This is a genomic window from Serratia sp. CY29653 (genome assembly GCF_052169255.1).
Lineage (GTDB): Bacteria > Pseudomonadota > Gammaproteobacteria > Enterobacterales > Enterobacteriaceae > Serratia > Serratia sarumanii.
Window position 1 is genome coordinate 2157351 of record NZ_JBJNLC010000001.1, and the last position, 25849, is coordinate 2183199.

Annotated in this window: 23 protein-coding genes; 7 read left to right on the plus strand and 16 right to left on the minus strand. The window is 60.0% G+C overall.

Features of this window, described 5'->3' with window-relative positions:
* Nucleotides 1-29: 29 nt before the first annotated feature.
* A complete protein-coding gene (locus tag ACJ8HN_RS10340; protein ID WP_049196260.1) occupies nucleotides 30-1655 on the plus strand; it encodes an FMN-binding glutamate synthase family protein in 1626 nt (541 codons plus the stop codon).
* A gap of 109 nt (nucleotides 1656-1764) precedes the next feature.
* Here the strand turns inward: ACJ8HN_RS10340 and betA are convergent, their stop codons facing one another.
* The 3 genes from betA to betI all read right to left on the minus strand — a co-directional run bounded on the left by betA (nucleotide 1765) and on the right by betI (nucleotide 5659).
* Nucleotides 1765-3432: a choline dehydrogenase gene (betA, locus tag ACJ8HN_RS10345; RefSeq protein ID WP_033646828.1), complete on the minus strand. Its 1668-nt coding sequence runs from the start codon at nucleotides 3430-3432 to the stop codon at nucleotides 1765-1767.
* A 137-nt stretch (nucleotides 3433-3569) separates the two neighbouring features.
* Nucleotides 3570-5042 carry a betaine-aldehyde dehydrogenase gene (gene betB, locus ACJ8HN_RS10350; protein WP_033653381.1) on the minus strand — a complete coding sequence of 491 codons (1473 nt, stop codon included), beginning with the start codon at nucleotides 5040-5042 and terminating at the stop codon, nucleotides 3570-3572.
* 14 nt (nucleotides 5043-5056) lie between these two features.
* Complete coding sequence (betI, locus tag ACJ8HN_RS10355) at nucleotides 5057-5659, minus strand: transcriptional regulator BetI (protein ID WP_004939107.1); 603 nt, start codon at nucleotides 5657-5659, stop codon at nucleotides 5057-5059.
* Between the two features lie 399 nt (nucleotides 5660-6058).
* On the opposite strand from betI, the gene ACJ8HN_RS10360 reads away from it, so the two are divergent.
* Entirely contained in the window at nucleotides 6059-8098 is a 2040-nt protein-coding gene (locus tag ACJ8HN_RS10360) for a choline transporter (protein ID WP_033653535.1), read from the plus strand.
* Between the two features lie 44 nt (nucleotides 8099-8142).
* Here the strand turns inward: ACJ8HN_RS10360 and ACJ8HN_RS10365 are convergent, their stop codons facing one another.
* The 4 genes from ACJ8HN_RS10365 to ACJ8HN_RS10380 form a co-directional block, all read right to left on the minus strand.
* On the minus strand, nucleotides 8143-8613 hold the full coding sequence (locus ACJ8HN_RS10365) for a YkgB family protein (protein WP_033637683.1): 471 nt from the start codon (nucleotides 8611-8613) through the stop codon (nucleotides 8143-8145).
* 65 nt (nucleotides 8614-8678) lie between these two features.
* Nucleotides 8679-8969, minus strand: a complete 291-nt coding sequence (locus ACJ8HN_RS10370; protein ID WP_060436890.1) for a pentapeptide MXKDX repeat protein — start codon at nucleotides 8967-8969, stop codon at nucleotides 8679-8681.
* A 59-nt stretch (nucleotides 8970-9028) separates the two neighbouring features.
* Nucleotides 9029-9805, minus strand: a complete 777-nt coding sequence (locus tag ACJ8HN_RS10375) for a molybdopterin-dependent oxidoreductase (protein WP_442523385.1) — start codon at nucleotides 9803-9805, stop codon at nucleotides 9029-9031.
* 10 nt (nucleotides 9806-9815) lie between these two features.
* Nucleotides 9816-10427, minus strand: a complete 612-nt coding sequence (locus tag ACJ8HN_RS10380) for a cytochrome b/b6 domain-containing protein (RefSeq protein ID WP_038880891.1) — start codon at nucleotides 10425-10427, stop codon at nucleotides 9816-9818.
* 150 nt (nucleotides 10428-10577) lie between these two features.
* Here ACJ8HN_RS10380 and ACJ8HN_RS10385 point away from each other — a divergent pair, with 150 nt between their 5' ends.
* Together ACJ8HN_RS10385 and ACJ8HN_RS10390 are read left to right on the plus strand one after the other, a co-directional pair.
* Nucleotides 10578-11291 carry a winged helix-turn-helix domain-containing protein gene (locus ACJ8HN_RS10385; protein ID WP_442523387.1) on the plus strand — a complete coding sequence of 238 codons (714 nt, stop codon included), beginning with the start codon at nucleotides 10578-10580 and terminating at the stop codon, nucleotides 11289-11291.
* A 3-nt stretch (nucleotides 11292-11294) separates the two neighbouring features.
* Complete coding sequence (locus ACJ8HN_RS10390) at nucleotides 11295-12761, plus strand: HAMP domain-containing sensor histidine kinase (protein WP_442523388.1); 1467 nt, start codon at nucleotides 11295-11297, stop codon at nucleotides 12759-12761.
* Here ACJ8HN_RS10390 and ACJ8HN_RS10395 read toward each other — a convergent pair.
* The 9 genes from ACJ8HN_RS10395 to ACJ8HN_RS10435 form a co-directional block, all read right to left on the minus strand.
* Nucleotides 12758-13426 (minus strand): fimbria/pilus periplasmic chaperone, encoded by a 669-nt coding sequence (locus ACJ8HN_RS10395; RefSeq protein ID WP_060438937.1) that lies wholly within the window; start codon nucleotides 13424-13426, stop codon nucleotides 12758-12760. The genes ACJ8HN_RS10390 and ACJ8HN_RS10395 overlap by 4 nt on opposite strands.
* 9 nt (nucleotides 13427-13435) lie before the next feature.
* Nucleotides 13436-15070, minus strand: coding sequence for a fimbrial adhesin EcpD (gene ecpD, locus ACJ8HN_RS10400; protein WP_442523390.1), 1635 nt, complete (start codon nucleotides 15068-15070; stop codon nucleotides 13436-13438).
* Nucleotides 15060-17579 carry a CS1-pili formation C-terminal domain-containing protein gene (locus ACJ8HN_RS10405; protein ID WP_442523391.1) on the minus strand — a complete coding sequence of 840 codons (2520 nt, stop codon included), beginning with the start codon at nucleotides 17577-17579 and terminating at the stop codon, nucleotides 15060-15062. The genes ecpD and ACJ8HN_RS10405 overlap by 11 nt, the downstream gene beginning before the upstream one ends.
* 50 nt (nucleotides 17580-17629) lie before the next feature.
* Complete coding sequence (locus ACJ8HN_RS10410; protein ID WP_047568587.1) at nucleotides 17630-18298, minus strand: hypothetical protein; 669 nt, start codon at nucleotides 18296-18298, stop codon at nucleotides 17630-17632.
* Between the two features lie 77 nt (nucleotides 18299-18375).
* Nucleotides 18376-18963: a common pilus major fimbrillin subunit EcpA gene (ecpA, locus tag ACJ8HN_RS10415; protein WP_033646847.1), complete on the minus strand. Its 588-nt coding sequence runs from the start codon at nucleotides 18961-18963 to the stop codon at nucleotides 18376-18378.
* A 426-nt stretch (nucleotides 18964-19389) separates the two neighbouring features.
* Nucleotides 19390-20019 (minus strand): helix-turn-helix transcriptional regulator, encoded by a 630-nt coding sequence (locus tag ACJ8HN_RS10420; protein WP_442523393.1) that lies wholly within the window; start codon nucleotides 20017-20019, stop codon nucleotides 19390-19392.
* A gap of 168 nt (nucleotides 20020-20187) precedes the next feature.
* Nucleotides 20188-21027 (minus strand): winged helix-turn-helix domain-containing protein, encoded by an 840-nt coding sequence (locus tag ACJ8HN_RS10425; RefSeq protein WP_442523563.1) that lies wholly within the window; start codon nucleotides 21025-21027, stop codon nucleotides 20188-20190.
* A gap of 516 nt (nucleotides 21028-21543) precedes the next feature.
* Nucleotides 21544-22965, minus strand: a complete 1422-nt coding sequence (locus ACJ8HN_RS10430) for a heavy metal sensor histidine kinase (protein ID WP_442523394.1) — start codon at nucleotides 22963-22965, stop codon at nucleotides 21544-21546.
* Nucleotides 22962-23633: a heavy metal response regulator transcription factor gene (locus ACJ8HN_RS10435; protein ID WP_442523395.1), complete on the minus strand. Its 672-nt coding sequence runs from the start codon at nucleotides 23631-23633 to the stop codon at nucleotides 22962-22964. Before ACJ8HN_RS10435 ends, ACJ8HN_RS10430 begins: the two co-directional genes overlap by 4 nt.
* 140 nt (nucleotides 23634-23773) lie before the next feature.
* Between ACJ8HN_RS10435 and ACJ8HN_RS10440 the strand changes: the two genes are divergently transcribed.
* From ACJ8HN_RS10440 to ACJ8HN_RS10450, 3 genes are read left to right on the plus strand one after another with little or no spacing between them, the layout of a single operon-like run.
* A complete protein-coding gene (locus ACJ8HN_RS10440) occupies nucleotides 23774-24400 on the plus strand; it encodes a hypothetical protein (RefSeq protein WP_442523396.1) in 627 nt (208 codons plus the stop codon).
* Between the two features lie 12 nt (nucleotides 24401-24412).
* A complete protein-coding gene (locus ACJ8HN_RS10445) occupies nucleotides 24413-25018 on the plus strand; it encodes a cytochrome b/b6 domain-containing protein (protein WP_033637673.1) in 606 nt (201 codons plus the stop codon).
* Nucleotides 25011-25778: a molybdopterin-dependent oxidoreductase gene (locus tag ACJ8HN_RS10450; RefSeq protein ID WP_033637672.1), complete on the plus strand. Its 768-nt coding sequence runs from the start codon at nucleotides 25011-25013 to the stop codon at nucleotides 25776-25778. Before ACJ8HN_RS10445 ends, ACJ8HN_RS10450 begins: the two co-directional genes overlap by 8 nt.
* The last annotated feature ends 71 nt before the right edge of the window (nucleotides 25779-25849 follow it).

Here is a 25849-nt window from a genome sequence, read left to right on the forward strand (position 1 = left end):
GTGGATTAAAATAAACATCAGGAGATGTTATGAAGTCGTCCTTATTCAGCCGCTATACCTGCTTTGTACTGAGCATCTTGCTCACCCTGGCTTTCTTGATCATGATGCACAACTATCCGTGGTTCTGGCTGCCGGCCCTGGCCTGCGGTTGCCTGATGGTGTTGGGTATCTACGATCTCACCCAGCAGCGCCACGCCATCTGCCGCAACTACCCGATCATCGGCCGCATGCGCTTCTTCTTCGAGTTCATCCGCCCGGAACTGCGCCAGTATTTCCTCGAGCAGGATAATGAAGAGATCCCGTTTTCGCGCACCCAGCGCACGCTGGTGTATCGCCGGGCGAAAAACGAGATGGGCGACAAACCGTTCGGCACCCTGCTGGACGTCTACCAAACCGGCTATGAGTGCATCGGCCACTCCATGCGGCCGGTGGAAGCCGCCGACCCGACCAGTTTCCGCATCACCATCGGCGGCGCCGACTGCCGCCAGCCTTACTCCGCGTCGATCTTCAACATTTCTGCCATGAGTTTCGGCGCGCTCTCCGCCAACGCCATTCGCGCGCTCAACCTCGGCGCGGCCAAGGGCAATTTCTACCACGACACCGGCGAGGGCAGCATCAGCCGCTATCACCGCGAAAACAACGGCGATCTGGTGTGGGAGCTGGGCAGCGGCTATTTCGGCTGCCGCACCGCCGACGGCCATTTCGATCCACGGCGCTTTGCCGAACAGGCGCAAAGCCCGCAGGTGAAAATGATTGAAATCAAGCTCAGCCAGGGCGCCAAACCCGGCCACGGCGGCATTCTGCCGGCGAAAAAGGTGGATGCGGAAATCGCCGCCACCCGCGGCGTGCCGGAAGGGGTCGATTGCATCTCGCCGGCGTCGCACAGCGCCTTCACCACCCCGCTGGAAATGATGCATTTCATCCAACAGCTGCGCGAGCTGTCAGGCGGCAAACCGGTCGGTTTCAAGCTGTGCATCGGCCACCCGTGGGAGTTCGTCGCCATCGTCAAGGCGATGCTGCACACCCGCATCCTGCCGGATTTCATCGTGGTGGACGGCAAGGAAGGCGGCACCGGCGCCGCGCCGCTTGAGCTTTCCAACTATATGGGCATGCCGCTGCGCGAAGGGCTGCTGTTCGTGCATAACACGCTGGTAGGCTGCGGCCTGCGCGACCAGATCAAGATAGGCGCCAGCGGCAAGATCATCAGCGCCTTCGACATCGCCAGCGTGCTGGTGCTCGGCGCCGACTGGGTAAACTCGGCGCGCGGCTTTATGTTCGCCGTCGGCTGCATCCAGTCGCAGAGCTGCCACACCAACCACTGCCCGACCGGCGTAGCGACGCAAGATCCGCTGCGGCAAAAGGCGCTGGTGGTGCCGAACAAGGCGGAACGCGTCTACCACTTCCATCAAAATACGGTGAAAGCGCTGGCGGACATGCTGGCGGCGGCCGGCGTCAGCCGCCCGGAGCAGCTGACCTCGCACCATATGCTGCGCCGCATCACGCCGACCGAGATCAAGGTGTACGCCGATATCTATTACTACCTGGAGCCGGGCGCGCTGCTGCAGCCGGAGATCAAAAGCGAGTTCTACGCCCGCATGTGGCGCATGGCGACGCCCACCAGTTTCGATCAGGCGATCTCGCTGCCGGCGGCATGATGGGATAAGGAATAAAAAGAGAGTTGCCCCCTCGCCTTGGGGAAGAGCATATGGAGAGGGGTTGCTTGCTACGGCGGCCCTCCCCCTCAACGGCGAGAGGGCGTGTCGGTTACTGTTTGCGCACCGGCGCATCGCCGGCGACGTAATAGTCGGCGGTACTGCGCGGCAGCGGCGCGCGCTGGCGAATGCGATCGGCTAACTTCTCGGCGATCATGATGGTGGTGGCGTTCAGGTTGCCGGTGATGATCAGCGGCATGATTGACGCATCCACCACCCGCAATCCTTCCATGCCATGCACCCGGCCCTGCCCATCGACCACCGCCATCTCATCCTCGCCCATCTTGCACGAGCAGGACGGGTGGAAGGCGGTTTCGGCGTGCTCGCGCACGAAGGCGTCCAGCTGCTCGTCGGTCTGCACCTCCGGCCCCGGGCTTATCTCGCGGCCGCGGTATTCGTCCAAAGCCGGCTGCGCCATGATCTCGCGCGTGATGCGAATAGCGTCGCGGAACTCCTGCCAATCCTGTTCGGTCGACATGTAGTTGAACAGAATGCTCGGGTGCTGGCGCGGATCTTTCGACTTCACCTGCACCCGGCCGCGGCTCGGCGAACGCATCGAGCCGACGTGCGCCTGGAAGCCGTGCTCTTTTACCGCGTTGCTGCCGTTGTAGTTAATCGCCACCGGCAGGAAGTGATACTGAATGTTCGGCCAGGCGAATTCTGCGCGGCTGCGGATGAAACCGCCGGCCTCGAACTGGTTGCTGGCGCCAACGCCGGTACCGTTGAACAGCCATTCCGCGCCGATCTTCGGCTGGTTGAACCATTGCAGCGCCGGGTACAGTGACACCGGTTTCTTACAGGCGTACTGCAGGTACATCTCCAGGTGATCCTGCAGGTTTTCCCCGACGCCCGGCAGATCGTGCACCACCTTGATATCCAGGCTGTTCAGCAGCGCAGCCGGGCCGACGCCCGAACGCTGCAGGATCTGCGGCGAGGCGATGGCGCCGGCGCACAGCAGCACTTCGCGCCGCGCTTTGGCGTGGGTCAGCTGATTGCTGTCGCCCTGCAAATAGTTGACGCCCACCGCACGCTTGCCGTCGAACACAATGTGGTCGGTCAGCGCATGGGTGACGATCTTCAGGTTCGGCCGCGAACGCGCCTGATCCAGATAGCCGCGGGCGGTGCTGGCGCGGCGCCCTTTCGGCGTCACGGTGCGATCCATCGGGCCGAAGCCTTCTTGTTGGTAACCGTTCAGATCGTCGGTGCGCGGGTAACCCGCCTGCACGCCGGCTTCCACCATGGCGTGGAACAGTTCGTTGTTACCGGCTTTCGGCGTGGTGACGCTCACCGGACCCTCGCCGCCGTGATAGTCGTTCGGGCCGATATCGCGGGTTTCCGCCTTGCGGAAATACGGCAGGCAGTCCAGATAGGTCCAGTCTTCCAGACCCGGCGCCTTGGCCCAGTTATCGAAGTCCATCGCGTTGCCGCGAATGTAACACATGCCGTTGATCAGGGACGAACCGCCCAGCCCTTTGCCGCGGCCGCATTCCATCCGGCGATTGTTCATGTGCGGCTCAGGATCGGTCTCATACGCCCAGTTATAGCGGCGGCCCTGCAGCGGAAACGCCAGCGCGGCCGGCATCTGGGTACGGAAATCCATCCGGTAATCCGGGCCGCCGGCTTCCAGCAGCAAGACGCTGACGTCGGCGTCTTCGGTCAATCGGGTGGCTAACACGTTGCCGGCGGAACCGGCACCGATAATGATGTAGTCAAATTCCATTCATTATCTCCTTACTTTTATAGGCCTGCACGATGCGAAAACGCGAGGCGCGGCTCCGCAACAGGCGGTGTATTTTGGCTCTCTAGAGATTGCCGGCCGCAGCCAACGCGGCTGCGGCTTGAAAGACGGCGGGAAGATCAGAATACCGAGGCGTATTCGCCCAGCTCAACCTGCACCGATTTGATCTGGGTGTAGTGTTCCAGCGTAGTCAGGCCGTTCTCGCGGCCAACGCCGGACTGCTTGTAGCCGCCGACCGGCATTTCCGCCGCCGACTCGCCCCAGGTGTTGATCCAGCAAATGCCGGCTTCCAGCTGGTGGATCACGCGGTGCGCGCGCGCCAGATCGTTGGTCACCACGCCCGCGGCCAGGCCGAAGGTGGTATCGTTGGCGCGGCGCACCACTTCCTCTTCGCTCTGGTAGCTGAGAATGCTCATCACCGGCCCGAAGATCTCCTCGCGCACGATTTCCATGTCGTCGCGGCAGTCGCTGAATACCGTCGGCGCCACGTAAGCGCCCTTGCCGAATTCGCCGTGGGTGACGCGTTCGCCGCCGCACAGCAGACGCGCGCCGCTGTTCTTGCCGCTTTCGATAAAGCGCAGCACCGATTCCATGTGCGCGAAGCTGACCAGCGGCCCGAAGTTGGTCTGCGGATCGGTCGGATCGCCGAGGCGAATGCGCTTCACCCGCTCGAGGATTTTCGCCTCAAACTGCGCCTGCAGCGCCGCCGGCACGAAGACGCGGGTGCCGTTGGTGCACACCTGGCCGGAGCTGTAGAAGTTGGCCATCATGGCGATATCGGCGGCGCGATCCAGATCGGCGTCGTCGAAGATAATCAGCGGCGACTTGCCGCCCAGCTCCATGGTGACTTCTTTCAGCGTCGACCCCGACGCGTTGGCCATCACCTTCTTGCCGGTTTTCACCCCGCCGGTGAAAGAGACTTTGGCGATGCCCGGATGGTCAGTCAGGTACTGCCCAACTTCCGCGCCGCTGCCGGTCACCACGTTGAAGACGCCGTCCGGCAGGCCGGCTTCGGTGTAAATTTCCGCCAGCTTCAACGCCGTCAACGAGGTGACTTCGCTCGGCTTGAAGATCATCGCATTGCCCGCCGCCAGCGCCGGCGCGGACTTCCACAGCGCGATTTGAATCGGGTAGTTCCAGGCGCCGATGCCGGCCACCACGCCCAGCGGTTCGCGGCGGGTGTAGACGAATGAGGTTTCGCGCAGCGGGATCTGTTCGCCTTCAATGGCCGGGATCAGGCCGGCGTAATACTCCAGCACGTCGGCGCCGGTGACGATGTCCACCGCGGTGGTTTCCGACATCGCTTTGCCGGTATCCAGCGTTTCCAGCGCCGCCAGCTCATCGTTGCGCTCGCGCAGAATATCCACCGCGCGGCGCAGGATGCGCGAACGCGCCATCGCCGTCATCGCCGCCCACACCTTCTGCCCGCTGGCCGCGCTGGCCACCGCACGATCGACGTCTTCAGCGCCGGCGGCCTGGACTTCCGCCAGAACTTCGCCGTTCGCCGGGTTGATGGCGTTGAAGGTTTTTCCAGCGGTGCTGTCTACATAGGCGCCATGAATATAGAGCTTCTGCAAGCCAAAACGGGACATAGGATCTCCTTGAGTTATCCTCCGGGCGGCGTCTGCCCCCGGAGTTGGAACGTGATGTATTCGGTCGTGAGCGCCAGCGCCTGCGCCTGATTGAACGCCGAGCCGCGCAGCGCGCTGCGCAGCCACAGTCCGTCGATCAACGCCGCCAGCCCCTTGGCCGCCAACCGCGCCTGCGGCTGCGGCATGACGCGGCGAAACTCGGCGCACAGGTTGGAATAGAGCCGGCGGCCGTTCACCTGCTGCAGCCGGTTGAGCTGCGGTTGGTGCAGACTGCTGGCCCAAAAGGCCAGCCAGGTCTTCATCGCCGCGCTGTTGATCTGGCTGTCGTCGAAGTTGCCGGCGACGATCGCCTGCAGCCGCGCCGCCGGGCTGTTATCGGTCAGCGCCTGCAAACGCAGCTTCACCGCCTCGCCCAGATGGCTGATCAGATAGCGCATCGTGGCTTCCAGCAGGCCGTTCTTGTCCTTGAAATAATGGCTGATGATGCCGTTGGAAACGCCGGCCCGCCGCGCGATCTGCGCGATGGTGGCGTCATGCATTCCCACTTCGTTTACCGCGGCGAGCGTGGCATCAATCAACTGCTGCCTTCTGATTGGCTGCATTCCTACCTTTGGCATATTTCGACTCTCACAAAACCGACTTCGGCCTTATCTCAGCGGGCAAATTTCACTGCCGTTTCGCCCGTGATTCAGGTCATCATGGGGACTATTAAACTTTTTTTTGATTGAACGTTCAATAAAAATTGCATATATTTTATTGCCGCCTGGTTAAAAATTTGTACTATCTGGTTGTGGAACTGGCTGATTTTTGTGAGGTAATTAACGAATCTGACCAAAATCAGTGGCTGTAAGCGGTTCCCGCCGCGAAGCGCGCCGGCGCTTCGTTAACAGGCGAAAGCGGCGTCACTCAGGCCCTCCTGATGGGGTGGCCGCCGCCTTCATTCGCCCGTTTTCCGGCGGCGCCAACGCGCCCCGAAATGCGGAGCGGCACGATTTTACTCAGTTCAGAGGATGACGATGACAACACGCGAAACCTCCTCCAAACCACAGCAGGACCGCCTCAACCCTGTGGTTTTCTTCACCTCGGCGGGGCTGATCCTGGCCTTCTCGCTGATGACCATCTTTTTCACCGACTTCTCCGGGCAGTGGATCACCCGCACGCTGAATTGGGTGTCGACCACCTTCGGTTGGTACTACCTGCTGGCGGCGACGCTGTACATCGTGTTCGTGGTGTTTATCGCCGCTTCGCGCTTCGGTTCGATCAAGCTCGGGCCGGAGCAGTCCAAGCCGGAGTTCAGCCTGATGAGCTGGGCGGCGATGCTGTTCGCCGCCGGCATCGGCATCGACCTGATGTTCTTCTCGGTTGCTGAGCCGGTGACCCAGTACATGATGCCGCCGGAAGGCGACGCGCAAACGCTGGAGGCCGCGCGCCAGGCGATGGTCTGGACGCTGTTCCACTACGGCCTGACCGGCTGGTCGATGTATGCGCTGATGGGCATCGCCCTCGGCTACTTCAGCTATCGCTACAATCTGCCGCTGACCATCCGCTCGGCGCTGTACCCGATCTTCGGTAAGCGCATCAATGGCCCGATCGGCCACAGCGTGGACATCGCCGCGGTGCTCGGCACCATCTTCGGCATCGCCACCACGCTGGGCATTGGCGTGGTGCAGCTCAACTACGGCCTCAAGGTGCTGTTCGAGATCCCGGAAAACCTGACGGTGCAGGGCTCGCTGATCCTGCTGTCGGTGATCATGGCCACCATCTCGGTCACCTCGGGCGTCAACAAGGGCATCCGCATCCTGTCTGAGCTGAACGTGCTGCTGGCGCTGGGCCTGATCCTGTTCGTGCTGTTCTTCGGCGACACCGAGTTCCTGCTCAATGCGCTGGTGCTCAACGTCGGCGATTACATCAACCGCTTTATGGGCATGACGCTCAACAGCTTCGCCTTCGATCGGCCGGTGGAGTGGATGAACAACTGGACGCTGTTCTTCTGGGCCTGGTGGGTGGCGTGGTCGCCGTTCGTCGGCCTGTTCCTGGCGCGCATCTCGCGCGGGCGCACCATTCGCCAGTTCGTGGTCGGCACGCTGATCATTCCGTTCGTGTTCACCCTGCTGTGGCTGTCTATCTTCGGCAACAGCGCGCTGTACCAGATCATTCACGGCAACGCCGAGTTTGCGCAGGAAGTGATGCAGTTCCCGGAGCGCGGCTTCTACAGCCTGCTGGCGCAATACCCCGGCTTCACCTTCAGCGCCTCGGTGGCCACCATCACCGGCCTGCTGTTCTACGTCACCTCGGCGGACTCCGGCTCGCTGGTGCTGGGCAACTTCACCTCGCGCCTGGCCGACATCAATAATGATGCGCCAAACTGGCTGCGGATTTTCTGGTCGGTGGCCATCGGCCTGCTGACCATCGGCATGCTGATGACCGACGGCGTGCCGGCGCTGCAGAAAACCACGGTGATCATGGGCCTGCCGTTCAGCTTCGTGATCTTCTTCGTGATGGCCGGGCTGTATAAATCGCTGCGGGTGGAAGACTACCGCAAGGCCAGCGCGCTCAGCACCCTGGCGCCGGTGCCGGTCTCCAGCCACGACGTGCTCAACTGGAAACAGCGCCTGTCGCGGGTGATGAACTACCCGGGCACCCAGTACACGCAGAAAATGTTGGATAAAGTCTGCCGCCCGGCGATGCAGGACGTGGCGCGCGAGCTGGAGCTGCGCGGCGCGAAAGTGGAGTTCAGTGAAGTGCCGCCGACCGAAGACGAGCGCCTGAACCATCTGGAGCTGCTGGTGCACCTGGGCGAGGAACAGAACTTCATCTATCAGATCTGGCCGATGCGCTACTCGGTGCCGGGCTTCACCTACCGCGCCCGCTCCGGTAAATCGCACTACTACCGGCTGGAAACCTTCCTGATGGAAGGCACCCAGGGCAACGACCTGATGGACTACAGCAAAGAACAGGTGATTGGCGATATCCTCGACCAGTACGAGAAGCACCTGAACTTCCTGCACATTCATCGCGAAGCGCCGGGGGGCACCCTGACCTTCCCGGATATGTGACGGTCGATCAATAACCAGAGGGCGTAGCCAGGCTACGCCCTTTTTTATGCCTGCTCGGCCGGCAAATCGGCTTTCAGCAGCACCAGGGAACCGGCCAGCAACACCAGATCCTTGATCAAAAAGCTGGTGGCGCCGGCCATGGCCGGAAAACCGCCGGCGGAAGGCTCCCAGGCACCCGGCGTGGAAAAGATCAGCGTCAGCGTGGTCAGGTAGGTCACCGTCGAACCGATCGCCCCCAGCAACCCCAGCCGCCGCGACCAGAATCCCGCCAGCAGCAGCAAACCGAAGCTCCACTCAGCGACGCCCAGCGCATAGCTGGCGCCGCGGATGCCGAACGCCTGATGCATCCAGCTCAGCAGCGGGCTGTTGCCGATCAGCGGCACCAGCCCCTGCGCCTCGTAATCAAACCATTTGGCGTAGCCGAAGGCGGCGAAGATCACCACCAGCGCCGCGCGCATAAAGATAACGTCCCCGTTCGAGCGCTGAAAGCGCCGCAGCCATGTCGCCAGCATCATCCTCTCTCCTTATGTTGCCCACGGCCGCCGCGGATCGCCCGCTGGCGGCCGCGGAGTGCGGCGGCTTAGTGCCCCATCGCGTCCTTCTTCATTTCGTCTTTCTTCATGCCGTCTTTGGCCATACCGTCTTTCGCCATGCCATCCTTTTTCATGGCGTCTTTGCCCATCTTGTCTTTCTTCATGCACTCCTTGCCCATGCATTCTTTCTTCATCCCATCTTTCGCCATGCCGTCGTGCGACATCTGGCTCATGCCGTCCTTTTTCATCGCGTCTTTGCTCATGCCGTCCGCGGCGTTGGCGCCGGCTACGCCCAGCATCAGCGCGCTGCACATCATCATTGCGAATAACTTTTTCATGGTATTTCCTTCCGTCATGTCAAAGGCACCGGAGTGCCGGAGAATGGCCGGCGGCCACCTCAGCTGCCGCCAAACCAGTTGTAGCCCTGGTCTTCCCAGTAACCGCCCGGGAAGCGGTTGGTGACCTCGATCACCTGAATGTGTTTCGGATTCTTGTAGCCCAGCTTGGTCGGCATGCGCAGCTTCATCGGGTAGCCGTACTTGCGCGGCAAGATCTGCCCGTCATAGGTCAGCGCGATAATCGTCTGCGGATGCAGCGCGGTGGCCATGTCGATGCTGGTGTAGTAGTCGTCGGCGCAGGTAAAGCTGACGTAGCGGGCGCTCAGATCCGCGCCAATCGCCTTGAGAAAGGTTGCGAACGGCACGCCGCCCCACTTGCCGATGGCGCTCCAACCCTCGACGCAAATATGGCGCGTCACCTGGCTGACCTGCGCCATCCGGTGCAGCTGCGGCAGGCTCCAGGCGCGTTTGTCCTGCACCAATCCGGCCACCTCCAGCCGGTAGTCGTCGCCGTTGATGTCCGGCGCGTTCTCCTCGGCGTAGAAAGCGTTGAACGGGAACGGCCGGGTGATCATCGATTCCGGGTAGACCGGCGCCAGGCGATCGCCATTGAACAGCCAGCCCTGCACCCGATCGTTGAAGCGCGACATGCGGCTTAGCGCTTGCTCGACGTTGGCATTGTCGCTGAGATCGCAACCGGTGAGCATGGCGATGCCGCCCAGCGTCAAGCCATTGCGCAGAAAGCGGCGGCGCGAAGACGCGGTCAGCAAGCGCTGCACTTCTTTGACGATCGCCTGCCCTTCACCGATCGTCATGGTCTGTTTATCCTTTTCCATCATTCACTCCTTAGCGTCCGCGCAGCATGGCCAGCAGCGTCCGCGGCACCAGCGCCACCATCACCAGGTGGATCGCGACGAAGGCCACCAGCGCCGACATGGCAAAAAAGTGGATATAGCGCGCCGCCTCATAACCGCCGAGCAGCGTGCGCAGCAGCGGAAACTGCACCGATTTCCACAGCACCAGCCCGGACAGCGCGCTCATCACGCCGAGGATCATCACCGACAGATAGGCCACACGTTGCACCATGTTGTAGTGGCGCAGGTCGGCGTGTTGCAGCCTGCCGCGCAGCGCGGCGCCTGCATCGGCGAGAAACTGCCGTGGGCTGAGCGGCCAATACTTGCGTTTGAAACGCCCGCTGGCCAGGTTGATCAGCAGGTAGCACAGCCCGTTGACGCCGAACAGCCACATGCCGGCGAAGTGCCACTGCAGCGCGCCGCCCAGCCAGCCGCCGAGCGTCAGCTCATTGAGAAAGCTGAAGTTGAACAGCGGCGAGGCGTTGTAGATGCGCCAGCCGCTGGTCACCATGATCAGCATCGCCAGCGCATTCAGCCAATGCGTCAACCGCAGCCACAGCGGATGCACCGTCTGTCGTTGTTCCGGGGTGAGAGTGAGGCTCATGCGAACTCCTGGCGACCAATGAGGCGATGAGCCGAGTATTCCCCGGATGTGTTCCCCAAGACCTCACGCAAAGTTAAATAAAATGTGATAACTCCGCCGGTGGGGGTTGTGTAGACTTCAGAGAGAAACGGGCAATCAGCGGTAATGAGAATGGACAAGCCAAAACGAATTTTGATCGTCGAGGACGACGGCGACATCGCCGAACTGCTGCAGCTGCATCTGCGCGACGAGGGTTACGCCATCAGCCACGCCGCCGACGGCAACCGGGGCATGGCGATGCTGGAACAGGGCGGCTGGGACGCCCTCATCCTCGATCTGATGCTGCCGGGCGTGGACGGATTGGAGATTTGCCGCCGGGCGCGCACCATGACGCGTTACACGCCGATCATCATCACCAGCGCGCGCTCCAGCGAGGTGCACCGCGTGCTGGGGCTGGAACTGGGCGCCGACGACTATCTGGCCAAGCCCTTCTCCATGCTGGAGCTGGTGGCGCGGGTCAAGGCGCTGTTTCGCCGCCAGGAAGCGATGAGCCGCAACCTGCGCATGGACGCCGGCGTGCTCAGCTTCAACGATCTGACCATCGACCCCATCGCCCGCGAAGTGCACCTGCACCAGCAGCCGGTCGAACTGACGCCGCGCGAATTCGATCTGCTGTACTTTTTCGCTCGCCACCCGGGCCAGGTGTTCTCGCGCCTGAGCCTGCTGAATCAGGTTTGGGGCTATCAGCACGAGGGATATGAGCACACCGTCAACACCCATATCAACCGGCTGCGCATCAAGATCGAGCATAACCCGGCGGAACCCGAGCGCATCCTCACGGTGTGGGGCATGGGCTATAAATTCGCGGCCGCGCCGCAAGAGTGAGCCATGAAAAACCTGACGTTAGCGCAACGCCTCACGCTGATCTTCGCGCTGCTGATCGTCATCGGCTGCGCCTTTTCCGGCTGGATGCAGGTGCGCAGCAGCACCCAGTACAGCCAGGCGGTGATCCAGCGCCTGTCCGGCAACCTGGCGCAGCATATCGCCGACAGCAACCCGCTGCTGGGGGTGAACGGGCCGGATCCGCAGGCGGTACATACCCTGTTCGATCAACTGATGGCGGTGAACCCCAGCGTTGAGGTTTACCTGCTCGACAAGCAGGGCGCGATTATCGGCAACGCCGCGCCGGCCGGGCATCTGAAGCGGCAGCGGGTCGCGTTGCCGCCGCTGCAGGCGCTGCTCGGTGGCGCGCCGATGCCGGTGTATGGCGACGATCCGCGCAGCGTGGACGGGCGCAAGGTGTTCAGCGTCGCGCCGCTTAAGGTCGATGGCAGGATCGAAGGCTATCTGTACGTGGTGCTGCTCGGCGAAGAGTACACGGCGCTGGCCAGCAACGCCCAGTTCAACTCGGCGGTCAGGATGGCGCTGTGGACCTCCGGGCTGATGGTGCTGTTCAGCCTGCTGGCCGGCGGCTTCGCGTTTTATTGGGTAACGCGCCCTATCCGTCGCCTGACCCGGCAGGTCAGCGCGCTGGACAGCGGCGGCATCGAGGCGGTGCAGGCCTACGCGGCGCTGCCGGCGGTACGGGCCGGGCGCGACGAAGTCAGCCAGCTGCAGCAGGCTTTCCACCGCATGGCGCAGCGCCTTGCCGATCAGTGGCAAACGCTGGCGCAGCAGGATCGGCTGCGGCGTGAATTCATCGCCAACGTCTCGCACGATCTGCGCACCCCGCTCACCTCGCTGCACGGCTACCTGGAAACGCTGTCGGTCAAGGCCGCCACCCTGAGCGACACCGATCGGCGGCGCTATCTGGAGATCGCGCTGGCGCAGAGCCGTAAGGTGGGCAAGCTGGCGCAGGAGCTGTTCGAGCTGGCGCGGCTGGAGTACGGCGTGGTGAAACCACAGAAAGAGCCTTTTTCCCTCAGCGAGCTGTTGCAGGACGTGTTCCAAAAGTTCGAGCTGGCGGCGGAGGCGCGCAACCAGCGGCTGCATGCCGACATCGCTCCCGGCATTCCGCCGGTGTTCGCCGATCTCAGCATGATTGAACGGGTGCTGACCAACCTGCTGGACAACGCCATTCGCCATACGCCGCCCGGCGGCGACATCGGCGTGCGGCTGTGGCGGCAGGACGATCGGGTGATGGTGCAGGTCAGCGACAGCGGCCCCGGCATTCCGCAGACGCTGCGCGCCGATCTGTTCGTGCGCCCGTCTGTCCTGAGCGGCGCCCGGCGCCCTTCCGGCGGACTGGGCCTGATGATCGTGCGGCGCATTCTGCAGCTGCACGACAGCGATATTCAGCTGATCGAACAAGCGCAAAGCGGCGCCTGCTTCCGCTTTGCCATTCCGCCGCGTTAATCGAGGCAGCTGCGATCGACGCTGATAAATTTGTCGTTATAAATAATGAATTTCTGCCCCTTCAGCCGAATACCGGCATGGGTCAGCGTATCGCCGGGGCGCAGGTATTCGGTGACGCCCTCTTCATCCGTGCTGTTGCAGCCCGGCTTGAGCAGGAACTTGAAGTAGGTGTTGCCGGTGTTGGTGAGCGTACCGCGCTGGGTATCGAGCCGATAGGCAAAGTTTACCTGACGCGGGCGCACCACCAGAATGGTGTCCATCACCACGATCGGCTCCAGGTTGACGCCGGCGCCCCGACGCGGCCCCGGCTCGAACAATCGGGTCGGCACTTCGCGAAATGATACCCGGTAATAACGCTCGCGATTATCCTGCGGCCCTCGGTAGAAAAACTTGTAGTACTCCGCCTGCCCTGCCTGCAGCGTCAGCTGGCGCGGCGCGAACAGCAGCTCGCCATCCGCCGGCCGGCTGCGCACCTCGCGCTCTCCCGGCCGATCGATGGCGCGAATGCTCACCTGATACAGGCGCGCGCTGCGGTTGTTATTCAACACCCGCTTGGCGGTGAATGAGCGATCCTGATCCATGGCAAACGTCAGGGTGCCGACATTGATCGCGGCGGCAGTAAAGGGGAAGGACAGACACAGCAACCCTATCAGCACAAGTTTCACGCTCTGCCCTCAATTAATGTTGCGCCAGGTGGCTTCGACATGAATTTCACCGGCGGCGCTGACGTCGCCATACCAACCGTTGCCGTCGACGGTTCTCAGCGAGATCGGATTATTCATCGGAATGCTAAAGGTCACGCGGGTCTTGTTCAGCACCCCCACTTCGCCGGAGATATCATTCCACGGGGTGCTGCTCCAGAGCGCATTGGTCATATCGTGCCACTGGCCATCGCAGCCGGCGGCGAAGCTCTGCTGGCCGTTGGTACTGGTGGTGATGCCGAGGATGGCGGGAAACGGCACCTGGGTACTGTTATCCGCGGAAGAAAAGAGGCAATAGTTCACCCCGTTGATCGCCTGAGTCGGCCCGGTCGCCATCACCCTCACCTGATCGGCGGCGGTTTTGCCGCTGGTAGTCACCAGGTAGCCGAACTCCAGCGCCGGCTCCGCCGGGCCGACATAACCTTCACGATGTGGGCTGTTGTCGTAATCATCGGAAATAATGCTGATGCTAAAATCACGCGGCTTGATAATCAGCTGGTTTGAGGTGGAAAACTCATACCATCCCGACTCCGGCGAGGTGGTGTTCTGAAAACGGAAATTGATCAGATCGCGGGTGCCGCTGTCGGAAATCCCCAGCGCAACCATCTGTTTGAAGAAGTTACTGGAGAAGAACACATAGACGGCATTGCTGCTCTTCAGTTCGTTAAAGGTATAGTAGCTGCCGGTGCCCGACGTGTTTTTCCAGGTGTTGCCGTTCAGACTGAACTGCAGGTCGGCGGCGTTCACCGCGGATGACAGCGCCGCATGGTTAATCGCCGGGAAAACATGAATCGAGGTATTGCTGACGCTGCCGTCGGTCTGCAAATCATAGCTGACCATCTTGCACATGATGCCCGAGCGGGCGCCGATAGTCTGGTTCTTGCAATCGGCATTGCCCTCGCCGATGATCGGCATCCCATCGCTGTTGACGAACACCTCCGATACGGCGTTGGTATTGATAAAGCGCAGGTGGGCGGCCTTGCTGTGCGTGACGGTGCGCTTGTACCAGCTGCCGCTGGCCTGATCCTGGCAGCGGCCGCCGGCCGCGGCGTCGTAAGCCACCGACGTTTGGCAACCGTTGATCTGCATGCTGAAAGCGTCACCCGCCGCCATCTGCTTCAGATACTGATAGAAGCTCGGCGACATCATGCCGTGCATCCATTTTGCGCCGCCGGGCGTGACCACGGCGCCGTAAAATCCCTTTTCGTCGGTGGTCTGCGGCAGAATCAAGCTGGTATCCATATTGCAACCGGCATACCAGTTGATGCAACGCAAGCCGAGGAACGGATTCTTTATCGGCGCATTTTCCAGCCACATGTCATAGCGCCAGTTGGCATTCAGCACCGTGTTGTAGCCATTATCCACGTACCCCAGGCTTTGCTGATAAATAGTGCCGGAACCGCCGTATTTCAGCCCGGTCCACTTGTTGGCGCCGGTCATGCGCGGATCCAGCCCGCCGGCCGGCGTAACGAAAAAGTTGTCGGCGGCGTTGTTCTCCACGAAGACAAATTTCATTACCGCCGCATCCGGCCAGTTGGTCTGGCTGACCGCCGCCTGCAGCGCGGGGGCGACCAGCGCCAACAACAACAACGCAACGTTAGCTCTCATGGTCAGACTCCCCGGATGACAGATTGCCCGCATAGGTTTTCAGCCCGGTGCAGATCACGTCGCCGACCCACACCGCGCCTTGCGCCTTGCTGAGATCCAAATCCACTTCGCACGTCTGATTGCCGCTGTGGGTAAAATCGATAACCGGGAATTTTTTGTCGACGTCCATGATAAATTCGCCTTTCTCATCGGTGCGGGTGCGGCCGATATGGTTCTTGATATAGGCGTTGGCCAGCAGCGTGCCGTCCTCCGCCTTGATGCGGCCGAACACCGTCACCATCTGTTTTATCTCCGGCGAGATCACCGCCACGTTGCCCGGATACAGGGTGAGCCTGCTCTTGCGCCTGGTGACGATGTCGAAGCTCTCCGCCGAGTTTTTGTTGTTCATCAGCTCAACGTCGTACTGACCGTAAGGCGACAACGGCAGGTAATTCTTATTGCCGCTCAGCTTCACCATCCGGCCGTCAACCCGTGCGGTCAGCAGGCCGTCGTTTTCAATGCCGGTATTGAAGATAATCCCGGCGTTGCCTTCGTTGCGGCCGCTGATGGCAATATCACGCCCTTGCCAGCCCATGCTGCCGCTCGCGGTCAGGCTGCTGTTAACGTAGCCGTCGGCGGAGCTGCTGACGTTGAGCGTGCCGGCAGAATACTTGGTGTCGAAGCGCGCATAGCCACCGCCGTTGAAGCGGTTGTCGCCGCGGGTATCACCGGAAATCGCCCGCGACAGGTTGGCGCCCAGGGTGCGGATCGGCCCGTCCTTGATGTCCTTGCGCGCCGCCAGGTTGGCGGTGGTGTAGCCGTTTTGATTGGAAACGCCGGCGCTTAGCCAGTTGCCCATCGGCAGTGAAAAATCGAGCGCGATGTACTTGCCGGTATTGGCGTTGCTGCTGCCGTTGTTGTAGCGTTGCACGCCCGCACGCACGCCCAGCGTGCCGAAGCGGCCGGTAAAGATGTTCTGGTAATAGTCGGCGTTGTAATAGTGGCTGTCGTTCTTCTTATCGTCGTTGTAGCTGGCGCTCAGGGTGCCCAGCGGGGACCACAGCGCCCCCAGATTAAGGCTGCCGCCAACGGCGCGGTTATAGGCGTCATTTTGCAACAGACGATCGCCAATCTGCGTTTTCTCCTGATTGATCCATACGCTGCTGAAGCCGCCGGGCAACGCGGCGCTGACGCTGTTGACCAGGCTCCAGGAGCGATCGGAGGCCGCCATATTTTGCAGGTTGATCTGAATCGACTCGGTCACCGGCAGGCTGACGCGGCTCTCGCCGACGGCGTTGCCGTCAAACGAATACCCCGACAGCGCCCAATTAAGCGTTTGCAGATTGCCGGTAGCCGAAGCGCCAAGCAAATAAGAGTCCTTTGCCGGGCGGTGGCGTTCCCGTTCGCCGCGCCAGTCGTCCATGCGCAGCATCCCGCCCCAGAATTGCCAGGCCAGCGGCGCATTGGCGCCGCGATTGGGGCTGAACAGTTTATTCACTCGCTGCATGCGTTTATCGACCACTTTGCCGTTGACCACGATCTCCACCTCGACGTCATAAATGCCGTAGGGCAGGCTGCCGGTGTCCACTTCATGGTTGCCCATCGTGAAGTTTTGCACGCTGAGCAGCCGCCCATCGCGCGACAAATGCACCTCGCCGGCCGAGGGGAAAAAAACCACGATCGGCGTCAGCGATTGGGAATTATCGAATACCGTCGAGTTGGCGCGGTTGCCGTAGGACAGACCATAAATCTTGCTCGAGTTGATGGTGGTGACCGGCCCCAGCGACTGCAGATTCCAGCTGTCCAGCATGCCGGCAGCGAAACGGCGGCCGGCGAAATCACGCTCGTACATCGCTTTGTACAGCGTGGCGTTTTCATCGCCGCTGCCGATACCGTAGATGGAACCGTTCAACTCCACGTGGTGTTCACGCAACGCGGTAACGCTGTTGAGCGATAAATAACTGGAGGTATTGCCTTCGCTGGCGCGGGCCCGGTTATCGTAGACCCCGAGGTTATAATCCAGCGTGCTGCTTACGGCATCCACGCTGGACGCGCCGATGTCGCTGGAGCGAGCGCGCAGCACCGTTCCGAGCGCGGATTCTTTCACCACCAACTGCAGGTTGAGCTGCCGGAAATCCAGCGCCAGCCAGGCGTCGTCCGCGACCCGGATATGCTGCTGCCGATCGAATGGCGCATCCTGCAAAGCCTGCAGCTGGCCTGCAATCGCCGCCGTCAGCCGGGCGCCATCGTCGTTATCCTCCAGCGTCACCCGACGAATCGTTAGCCTGTCCTGATCCAGGTAGAGAAAGGCATGGCCGATGCGGCTGTCGTCTTTGACGCCATCGCTCTTTTCATAATGCAACAACAGCGGAATACTCATCCCCTCGCGCAACGCCAGGCTGAAGGTTTGCGGGATCAGCACGCCGTTAATCTGCGTCAAACCGGCCGCCATCGCCATACGGCCAGGCAACAGCGTCGGCAGCGCCAGCGCACCGGCAGCCAGAAGCGTTTTCAACAGCACAGCGTTCACATGCCACTCCTTGCGTGATTGTTTTGCATCCATCGTGGATAACGCGCGCATTACTTCACCGGGATAAACTGTTCGCCGTGCCACAGCGCGACGCGCCCTTTTTTATCGTTGACGTCAACCTTGCTGAAGGCGCGATCCTTGCCCGGCATCACGAAATAGTTCTCCTTGCAGTCGCTGCCGTCTTGCTTGTTCCTGCAATTGCCGTAGGCCACCACTTTGAACGTGGCGTTGCCGGTGTTTTTGATCCGTCCGTTGGCGAACTGATAGGCGAAGCGATCCTGCCGAGGCGCCACCACCAAAATGGTGCCGATGCGCGCCGACGTGGTGGCCATGGCATTACGCCGAGCGGAGTTTTGCCCCGCCTCGCTCAGCGCCTGATCGAACCAAACGATGCGGTAGTAGCGCTCCTGAGCATCGTTCGGCCCCTTGTAGTAAAAGCGGATCACGTCGCTGGCGTTGGCCGGCAAGATCAGGCTGGCAGGCGACAGCAGCATTTCATCCCGGCTGCTCATCGGGATCGCCGTACCGGAGGCCAGAGGGCTGGAAATGCGTTCGATCTTGATGTTCACCAGCCGGCCGCTGTCGGTGGTGTTTTTGATTTCCTTGCTCAGGCGCGCGCTGTCACCAGGCATGAAGGAGCTGATCTCACCCACATCGAGAGCCAAAGCCGGCCGCAGCAGCATTAACATCAGGGTGACGGCGAGAGAAAAGCGTGTCATTGCGGTATTCCACTGGCGTTGATGAGCGATAAATAGCAGGAGGTCTCCCCCCTGCCAGGTGCAGATCGTTCGGGGGATTAGGAAGTCCAGGTCGCGTTGAACTCGACGCTGACGTCGCCGCTCCAGATACCTTCCGGCAACGTACTGAAATCCGTGACGGCGGTGGTGCCGTTTGACGTCGCGCCGATGATGCTGAAGGTGAATTGATCCTGCGCGCTGGTGCGGCCGGCCTGGTTGTAGGCGTTGGACAGGGCGCTCAGATTGCCGCCCAAAATGCCGGCGGTGGTGTCGATCATGGTGGTTTCAGCCGTTTTCTCTACCGCAGCACCGTTGTAGTTCACCCCGACTTCCAGCGTAGAACCGGAAGTATCCAGCTGAGTCAGCGTATTGGAGACCAGTTTTGAGGTCAGTTTGAAAGCGGTGGCCGTGGTATCGCCTTCCACGGTGACGTCAAACAGGCCTTTCTGACTGTTGAAACCCTTAATGCCTTCTGCATAGTTGAAGGTCAGGCTGCCAATCGGCGTCACAACCAGTTTGCTGGTGGTGTCTTTCTTGGCGGTCGCAGACCAGGTTGCCAACGCCTGAGCGGTAACGTCGGCGGCTTGAGCAGTGCTGACCGCTGCAAAGGCGGAAACGATCGCCAGAGCCAGTGTCATTTTCTTCATGGTATAACTCCCTTCAATGTTGAATATGTTTTCTTTCTTTCGTCCATTCTCAGCCAGCCGTTTGCATCACTGCGTTTAGCCAGTCTGCTTGACGCCACAAGAATATCCCTAGCCGATCAAAAAAGAATCATTAACTATTAAAGTTCAAATATTTAGATTTAAATACCGCAATTAAGGTTTTAACCACCTCCAGTCACGTTAAAACACGGATTAAGCCTTTGATGAAAGCACAATCATATTGTGGTTTACCCCCATCAAAGCGGTTGTTGTTTAACCACAAAGCAGCCCTGTTTATCCTTGCCATGTCCGTACAGAATTTCAGCGCCGCATCATTCGTTGAGGAGAGAAGATTGATTGGATTAACTCAGGAGAGCAGCAGCCAATGAAGATCGACTGCTGCAGAGAAGAGGTGACTCTTGCCACATTTCAGGAAGGATAGCGGGTTCTCAGGGTAAGAATAAGCCGCATAAAACCGGCCTGATTAAGACCCAGTTTTCGCATAATATTCAGTTTATGGGAGCTGATGGTTTTGTAACTTCGCCGGGTCAGGTTGGCAATGCTTCGTGGAGATGCGCCGGCAGCCATCATGGCCAAAACTCGCCATTCACCGTCAGATAATGCGACAGGCGAATGGGCCAACCGGGCGCGAATATGCGGGGAACGATAGCCGGAGAACTCACCCGCAGCCGCAATGGCATCACGCAGGCAATGCAAAGGTTCCTCCTTTGCCACTATAGCTATGCGCGCATCCGTCGCTAACAGCGCTAATATACCGGGGTGTTCTACCGCGGTGAAAATCACCAAGGGAAGTTCCGGCCAGACATTTTTTGCCGTCAGAACGAACCGCAATACATCATACAAATATTCGTTCTGATGATATAACTCCATAATAAGCGCGCGCGGCTTCCCCCCTTTCAATGCTCCCTCCAGCTCGCTCAAGGTATCGATAAAATACCTGTCACTTGATCGGGTAACGAGAAATACTTCCATTCCTGTTCTCACTAAATAGCTGGGTTCAAAAAATAGCAGCGCATCACCGAAATCGGCTTTAACCATACATAATCACCATAATGAGGTAGAAAGCGGTAGAGAAAGGGAAATACCTCTCGATAAACGCCACACGGCACCCCGCCAAATGAAAATCAAACGTTCAATTTCAATGCTGTAATATTTTTGTCATATCCACCGTCCTTTCAATCACGTTGGGCCGACGGCTATCGATGGTCAATTAATAAACTCGGCATTGTCGCTTTCCAAACCGGAACAGATCTCCATTTTATGTTCACGCAAAATCTTGCAGCGCAGCAGGAATAAGCGGGAAATGCCGGAAATGTAAGCCCTGACCTGATTGCTGCGCACCACCAGCAAAAACTCATCGCCGCTGCATTCTCCCGTTTGGTGAGCGGCGTAAGCCAGAATGTCCCGATTCAGGCTGGCGTTGACCGACGCCGAGGCGGCAGGCAATGACATGAAAACCTTACAATTGCCGGACTTTCCCAGGTAGCTCTCCTGCCGGGCCTCCGAGCCGCTGAAATAGGCGGTGACAGCAATGGCCATGAGGATGCCCCCCAGGACCAATGCACAGATCATCAGCCAGCCGCGGCGGGAATCACCGAAAAAAGAGGTGGCCCGGTTGATGACGGTTGCGGATGGCGGGTTTATCGCCGCTTCGGGCGCAGGCTCCGGCAAAGAGGCGGTGGGTTCTGCATCGTGTCTATCTTCCGCTTCCTCATAAGACTCGATGGTAATCTCATCACGCAGCATAAAACCCACTTTAGGGACAGTGACAATAACCTCTTCCTCGACGCCCAGATTTTTAATCACCCGACGTAATTTGCTGACGCACTGATTAAGATTATTATTGCTGGAAACCATGCCGTAATCGTCCCAGACCTTCTTGAATATCAATTCACGCCCCACGGCCTCGCCATGGTGGGCAATCAGCAGCAGCAACAACCGCTTGGAAGGACTGGATATGGATATGGGATCGTCAGAAAAATCAGTTGGGCTAAGGGTTCTGGTGTCTGCGTCAAAGAGAATATGGTCATTAAATCTATATTTCATTTTATTCACATGTTTTCACTATAGCGATAATTTATAGTTTGGCGTCAAATGTTAATGAAATATTAAATCGGGTTAATTCGCAAAAACACCCAAATGCAGGCAAGAAAAACCACGCAATCAACGCCACGAAATACGCTTTTTCACCTCACCACCGTTATATAGGATTTTTCTTGCAAACCATAACCAAAGGTTAACCAATCACCACGCCCATTGATATATTGACGCGATAAAAACCACAAAGTTAGTTTTTTATATCGCAGATTACAAACTTTAAGGAAAATCATCTCAAAAAATGGTCGCAGAACTAAATTTTAATAAAAAAATAATAACACGTGAATGTTGAGCGCAATCACATATAGCCGGCATACGCATTAGCCTGATGAATTAACACGCTTGCCGCGACGCAAATGTTAAAATTTAGGTTCAGCCAAGGCGCTGGGGAAATAATAATGAAAGGAAAAGCTTACGAATGACGCCTGTCGCATTATTCGCAACAGGCGAAAACATTCGCGCAGTTCATTGAACTGATGAAGGGAATATCAGGCTAAAGGTCAAGCAAGCAGCATCCTGGCCAGCGGAACACTGCGCGCGCACCTCACCGCCGTGCAGCGTCATGATGGCGCGCACGATAGACAGCCCCAGCCCACTGGCATGATTGCCGGCGCTGCGCGCGGGATCGGCGCGGTAGAAACGATCGAACAGTTTTTCCAGCTGTGCCGGCGCGATCGGCGGCCCCTGATTGATAACCTGCACCCACCAGGCATCGGCGCGCCGTTCAGCCCGCAACGCGATCAGGCTGTTTTCATCGGCATAGCGCACCGCGTTGGCCACCAGGTTGCTCAGCGCCCGCTGGAACAACATCGCGTCCGCCTTCAGCTCGCCTTCCCCTTCGCAGCTCAGCGCGATGCCGCGTTCTTCCGCCAGCCCTTCGAAGTAATCCGCCACCCGCCGCAGTTCCAGCGCCACATCCAGACGGCCGTAGTTCAGCGCAGACTGCGCCTCCCCGGCGCGCGCCAGGAACAGGATGTTTTCCACCATGCGGGAAATGCGCTCCAGCTCATCCATATTGTTCGACAGCAGGGTTTCGTACTCCTCCACGCTGCGGGGCTGGTAAAGCGCCACCTGGCACTGGCCCATCAGCGCCCCTACCGGGGTGCGGATCTCATGGGCCAGATCGGCGGAAAACTGCGTCAGCCGCTGATAGCCTTCATTCAACCGATCGAGCATCGCATTGAACGAACGGGTCAGCTGCTGCAACTCCTTCGGCGCCCCCTGCTCGCTGAGACGTGTCGACAACGTATTGGGCGCAATCTCCGACGCCTGCGCCGCCATGCGCCATAACGGCTTCAATCCCCTGCGCATGACCCCATACCCCAGCAGCGCAATCAACAGGAAAGCCACCGCCACCGCCGCGACGATGCGCCATAGGTAACGCGCCAGCATCTTCTGCTCGTTGACCATCACGTGCGCGGCGGAGATCTGCAACAGGCTGCCGTCTTCCAGACGCACCATCGCCGAAGCGGCGCGCAGCGGCACCCCTTGCGCCGTCTCCCCGCCGCGCACGGCGGCCAGCGTCTGCGCCTGTTCAGGCGGCGTCGGCGCGATCGGCGGCAGGGCCACCCTGGCGGGGTTCACGTTGATGAGCGGTTTTTGCCCCGGGATTTGGAAAATCAGCACGTCCTGTTCATTGCCCAGCATGTTTTCAAACAGGCCGTTATTGGCGGTCAGGCGCGCCAAAGGAAAGCGCTGCCCCAGTAAATGGCGAAAATACTCTACGCGCCCGGTCACCTGCAGATCGCTGCGCAGCGTCATTTCCTGGCGCATGGCGCTAAACAAATACCCGCCCGTCCCGCTCACCACCAAAGCAGCCACCAGCGCGAACAGCGTGGCGGTGCGCAGCGTCAGCGATACCGGCCGACGTGACGTGCGCCCGCTCACGAGCGCGGCTCGCAAACATAGCCGATGCCGCGCACGCTGTGGATCAACTTGACGTCGAACGGCCGGTCGATTTTGGCGCGCAGGCGTTTGATCGCCACGTCAACCACATTGGTGTCGCTGTCGAAATTCATGTCCCACACCTGAGAGGCGATCTGCGTGCGCGACAGCACTTCGCCCTCGCGCCGCACCAGCAGATGCAACAGCATGAACTCCTTGTTGGTCAATGGGATCACCTGATCCTGGCGCACCGCCCTGCGGCGCAGCACGTCCAGTTGCAAATCGGCGATGACGTAATGATCGGCTTCGCGCGCCGGCCCGCGGCGCAGCAAGGTGCGCAAACGCAACACCAACTCAGTAAAGGAAAAAGGTTTGATAAGATAGTCGTCCGCGCCCAGCTCCAGACCGTGGATGCGATCCTGCACGCCGTCGCGGGCGGTGAGAAACAGAATCGGCACGTCGCTTTTCTTGCGCAATACCTCGATGATCTGCCAGCCATCCAGCCCCGGCAGCATCACATCGAGCACGATCGCATCGTAATCCTGCTCCAACGCGCGAAACAGCCCGTCGGTGCCGGTGCGCGCCAAATCGACGCCGTAGCCCGCTTCCCCCAGCCCTTTCTTCAGGTAATCCCCTGTGCCGATATCGTCTTCAACTACCAGTATTCGCATGCTCGCCACCTCGTTACGTCTGCAAAAATACTAGCAGCTTCGGCGGACAAACTTGATGACATTAATGTCATCAAACGGCCATGGCGCTGACCCAATAGCTCAACCATGCTTAACCGGCAAACTCATTTCAGGAGAACGTTATGATTACCCGTCATCGCATAGCCGGTTTACTGTTGTCCACCTTGCTGCTGTCCAGCGGCTTGGCCGCCGCCGCCCAAACGCCGGGCAAGGTTATCGCGCCGCTGCGCGGTACCATCAGCCAGGTTGCCGACGGCAATCTGCAACTGACCGATCGCAAAGGCGAGACACTCAGCGTCAAGCTGAACGATCAGACCAAAGTGCTCAGCGTTTCCAAAGCTACGCTGGACGACATCAAACCGGACAGCTTTATCGGCACCGCCGCCGTGCCGCAGCCGGACGGCACGCTCAAAGCGCTGGAAGTGCACGTGTTCGCCGCCAGCCTGCGCGGCACCGGCGAAGGACACTCGGCCTGGGAATCCGCCGACGGCAAAGTGGACACCATGACCAACGGCACCGTCGGCAAACTGGTGAAATCCAACGGCCGCACCCTGACCGTCACCTACGGCAACCAGCAGAAAACCGTCGTCGTGCCGGAAGACGTGCCGATCGTGACGCTGGATCCGGACGATCTGAGCCTGCTGAAACCGGGCGTGCACATCGTGCTGTTCTCCGCCGCCAACGATAAGGGCGAGCGCGTCGCCACCCGCATATCCGCCGGCAAAGACGGCACCGTACCGCCGATGTAACCGGAGAAAGCCATGAAAACCAACGCGTCGCGGCCGGTGCATCGCTGGCCGGTTCGAATCACTCATTGGATCAACCTGTTCGCCATGGTGTGCATGTTTATGAGCGGCTGGGAGATCTATAACGCCTCGCCGCTGTTCGATTTCCGCTTTCCGCCGCAGATGACGCTGGGCGGTTGGCTGGGCGGCGCGATTGGTTGGCATTTGGCGGTGATGTGGCTATTGGCGCTCAACGCCGCCTGCTATCTGCTGTGGAGCCTGTTCAGCGGCCATTTTCGCCGCGATCTGTTGCCGCTTCGCGTCGGCGCGCTGCGGCAGGATATCTGGCTGGCGTTGACGCTGCGCCTGCGCCACCGGCATGGCCACTACAACGCCATTCAGAAGCTGATGTATCTCGGCGTGCTGGCGCTGGGCCTATTGCTGGTGCTGTCCGGCCTGGCGATTTGGAAGCCGGTTCAGCTGCAGGGATTGGTCGCCCTGTTTGGCGGCTTCGATTTCGCGCGCTACGTGCATTTCTTCGCCATGGTCGGCATCGGCCTGTTCGTGGCGATCCACGTCTTTATGGTGATCGTCGTGCCCAAAACGCTGTGGGCGATGATAACGGGTGGCAAACATGAATGAGAAAAAGCCGCGGGCAACCGCGCCAAAACTGGAACCGGACCAAAAAAAACAGCTGGTCAATCTGCAGCGCCGCCTGATGCTGCGCTCCGGCCTGACGCTGGGCGGCATCGCCATGCTCACCGGTTGCAACCTGCAAGACGGCGATCGGGTGGATAAGGTGCTGTGGGCCATGTCGCGCTGGAACGACCGGGTGCAGGCCTGGCTGTTCAGCGGCCAGCGGCTGGCGCAAACTTACCGGCCCGATCAGATTACCCAGCCTTTCCCCTTCAACGCGTTTTACCCGGAATACAACGTCCCCGAGATCGATCTGGCCGGCTACCGGCTAGAGGTCGCGGGGAAAGTGGAGAAAAAAGCGCCCTGGACGCTGGAACAGCTGCAGCGGCTGCCGCAGCAAAGCCAGATCACGCGTCTGATCTGCATTGAGGGCTGGAGCGCCATCGGCCAATGGGGCGGCGTGCCGCTGCGCACCTTTCTGCAGCACGTCGGGGCGGATCTGAATGCCGGTTACGTCGGCTTCAAATGCGCCGATCGCTACTACTCCAGCCTCGACATGGCCACCGCGCTGCACCCGCAGACCATTCTGGCGCTGGATTTCGGCGGCAAGGCGCTGCCGGCGGACTATGGCTACCCGCTGCGGCTGCGGGTGCCCACCAAGCTGGGGTTCAAAAACGCCAAACATATCGCCGCCATCTTCGTCAGCGACGTCAATCCGGGCGGCTATTGGGAAGATCAGGGCTACAACTGGTTCAGCGGCATTTAGTTTTGCGCGGCGCTGCGCATAAGCTCCATCGGCGGCTGGAGGATCTTCTCCGCCGCAGTTAATAATCGGTT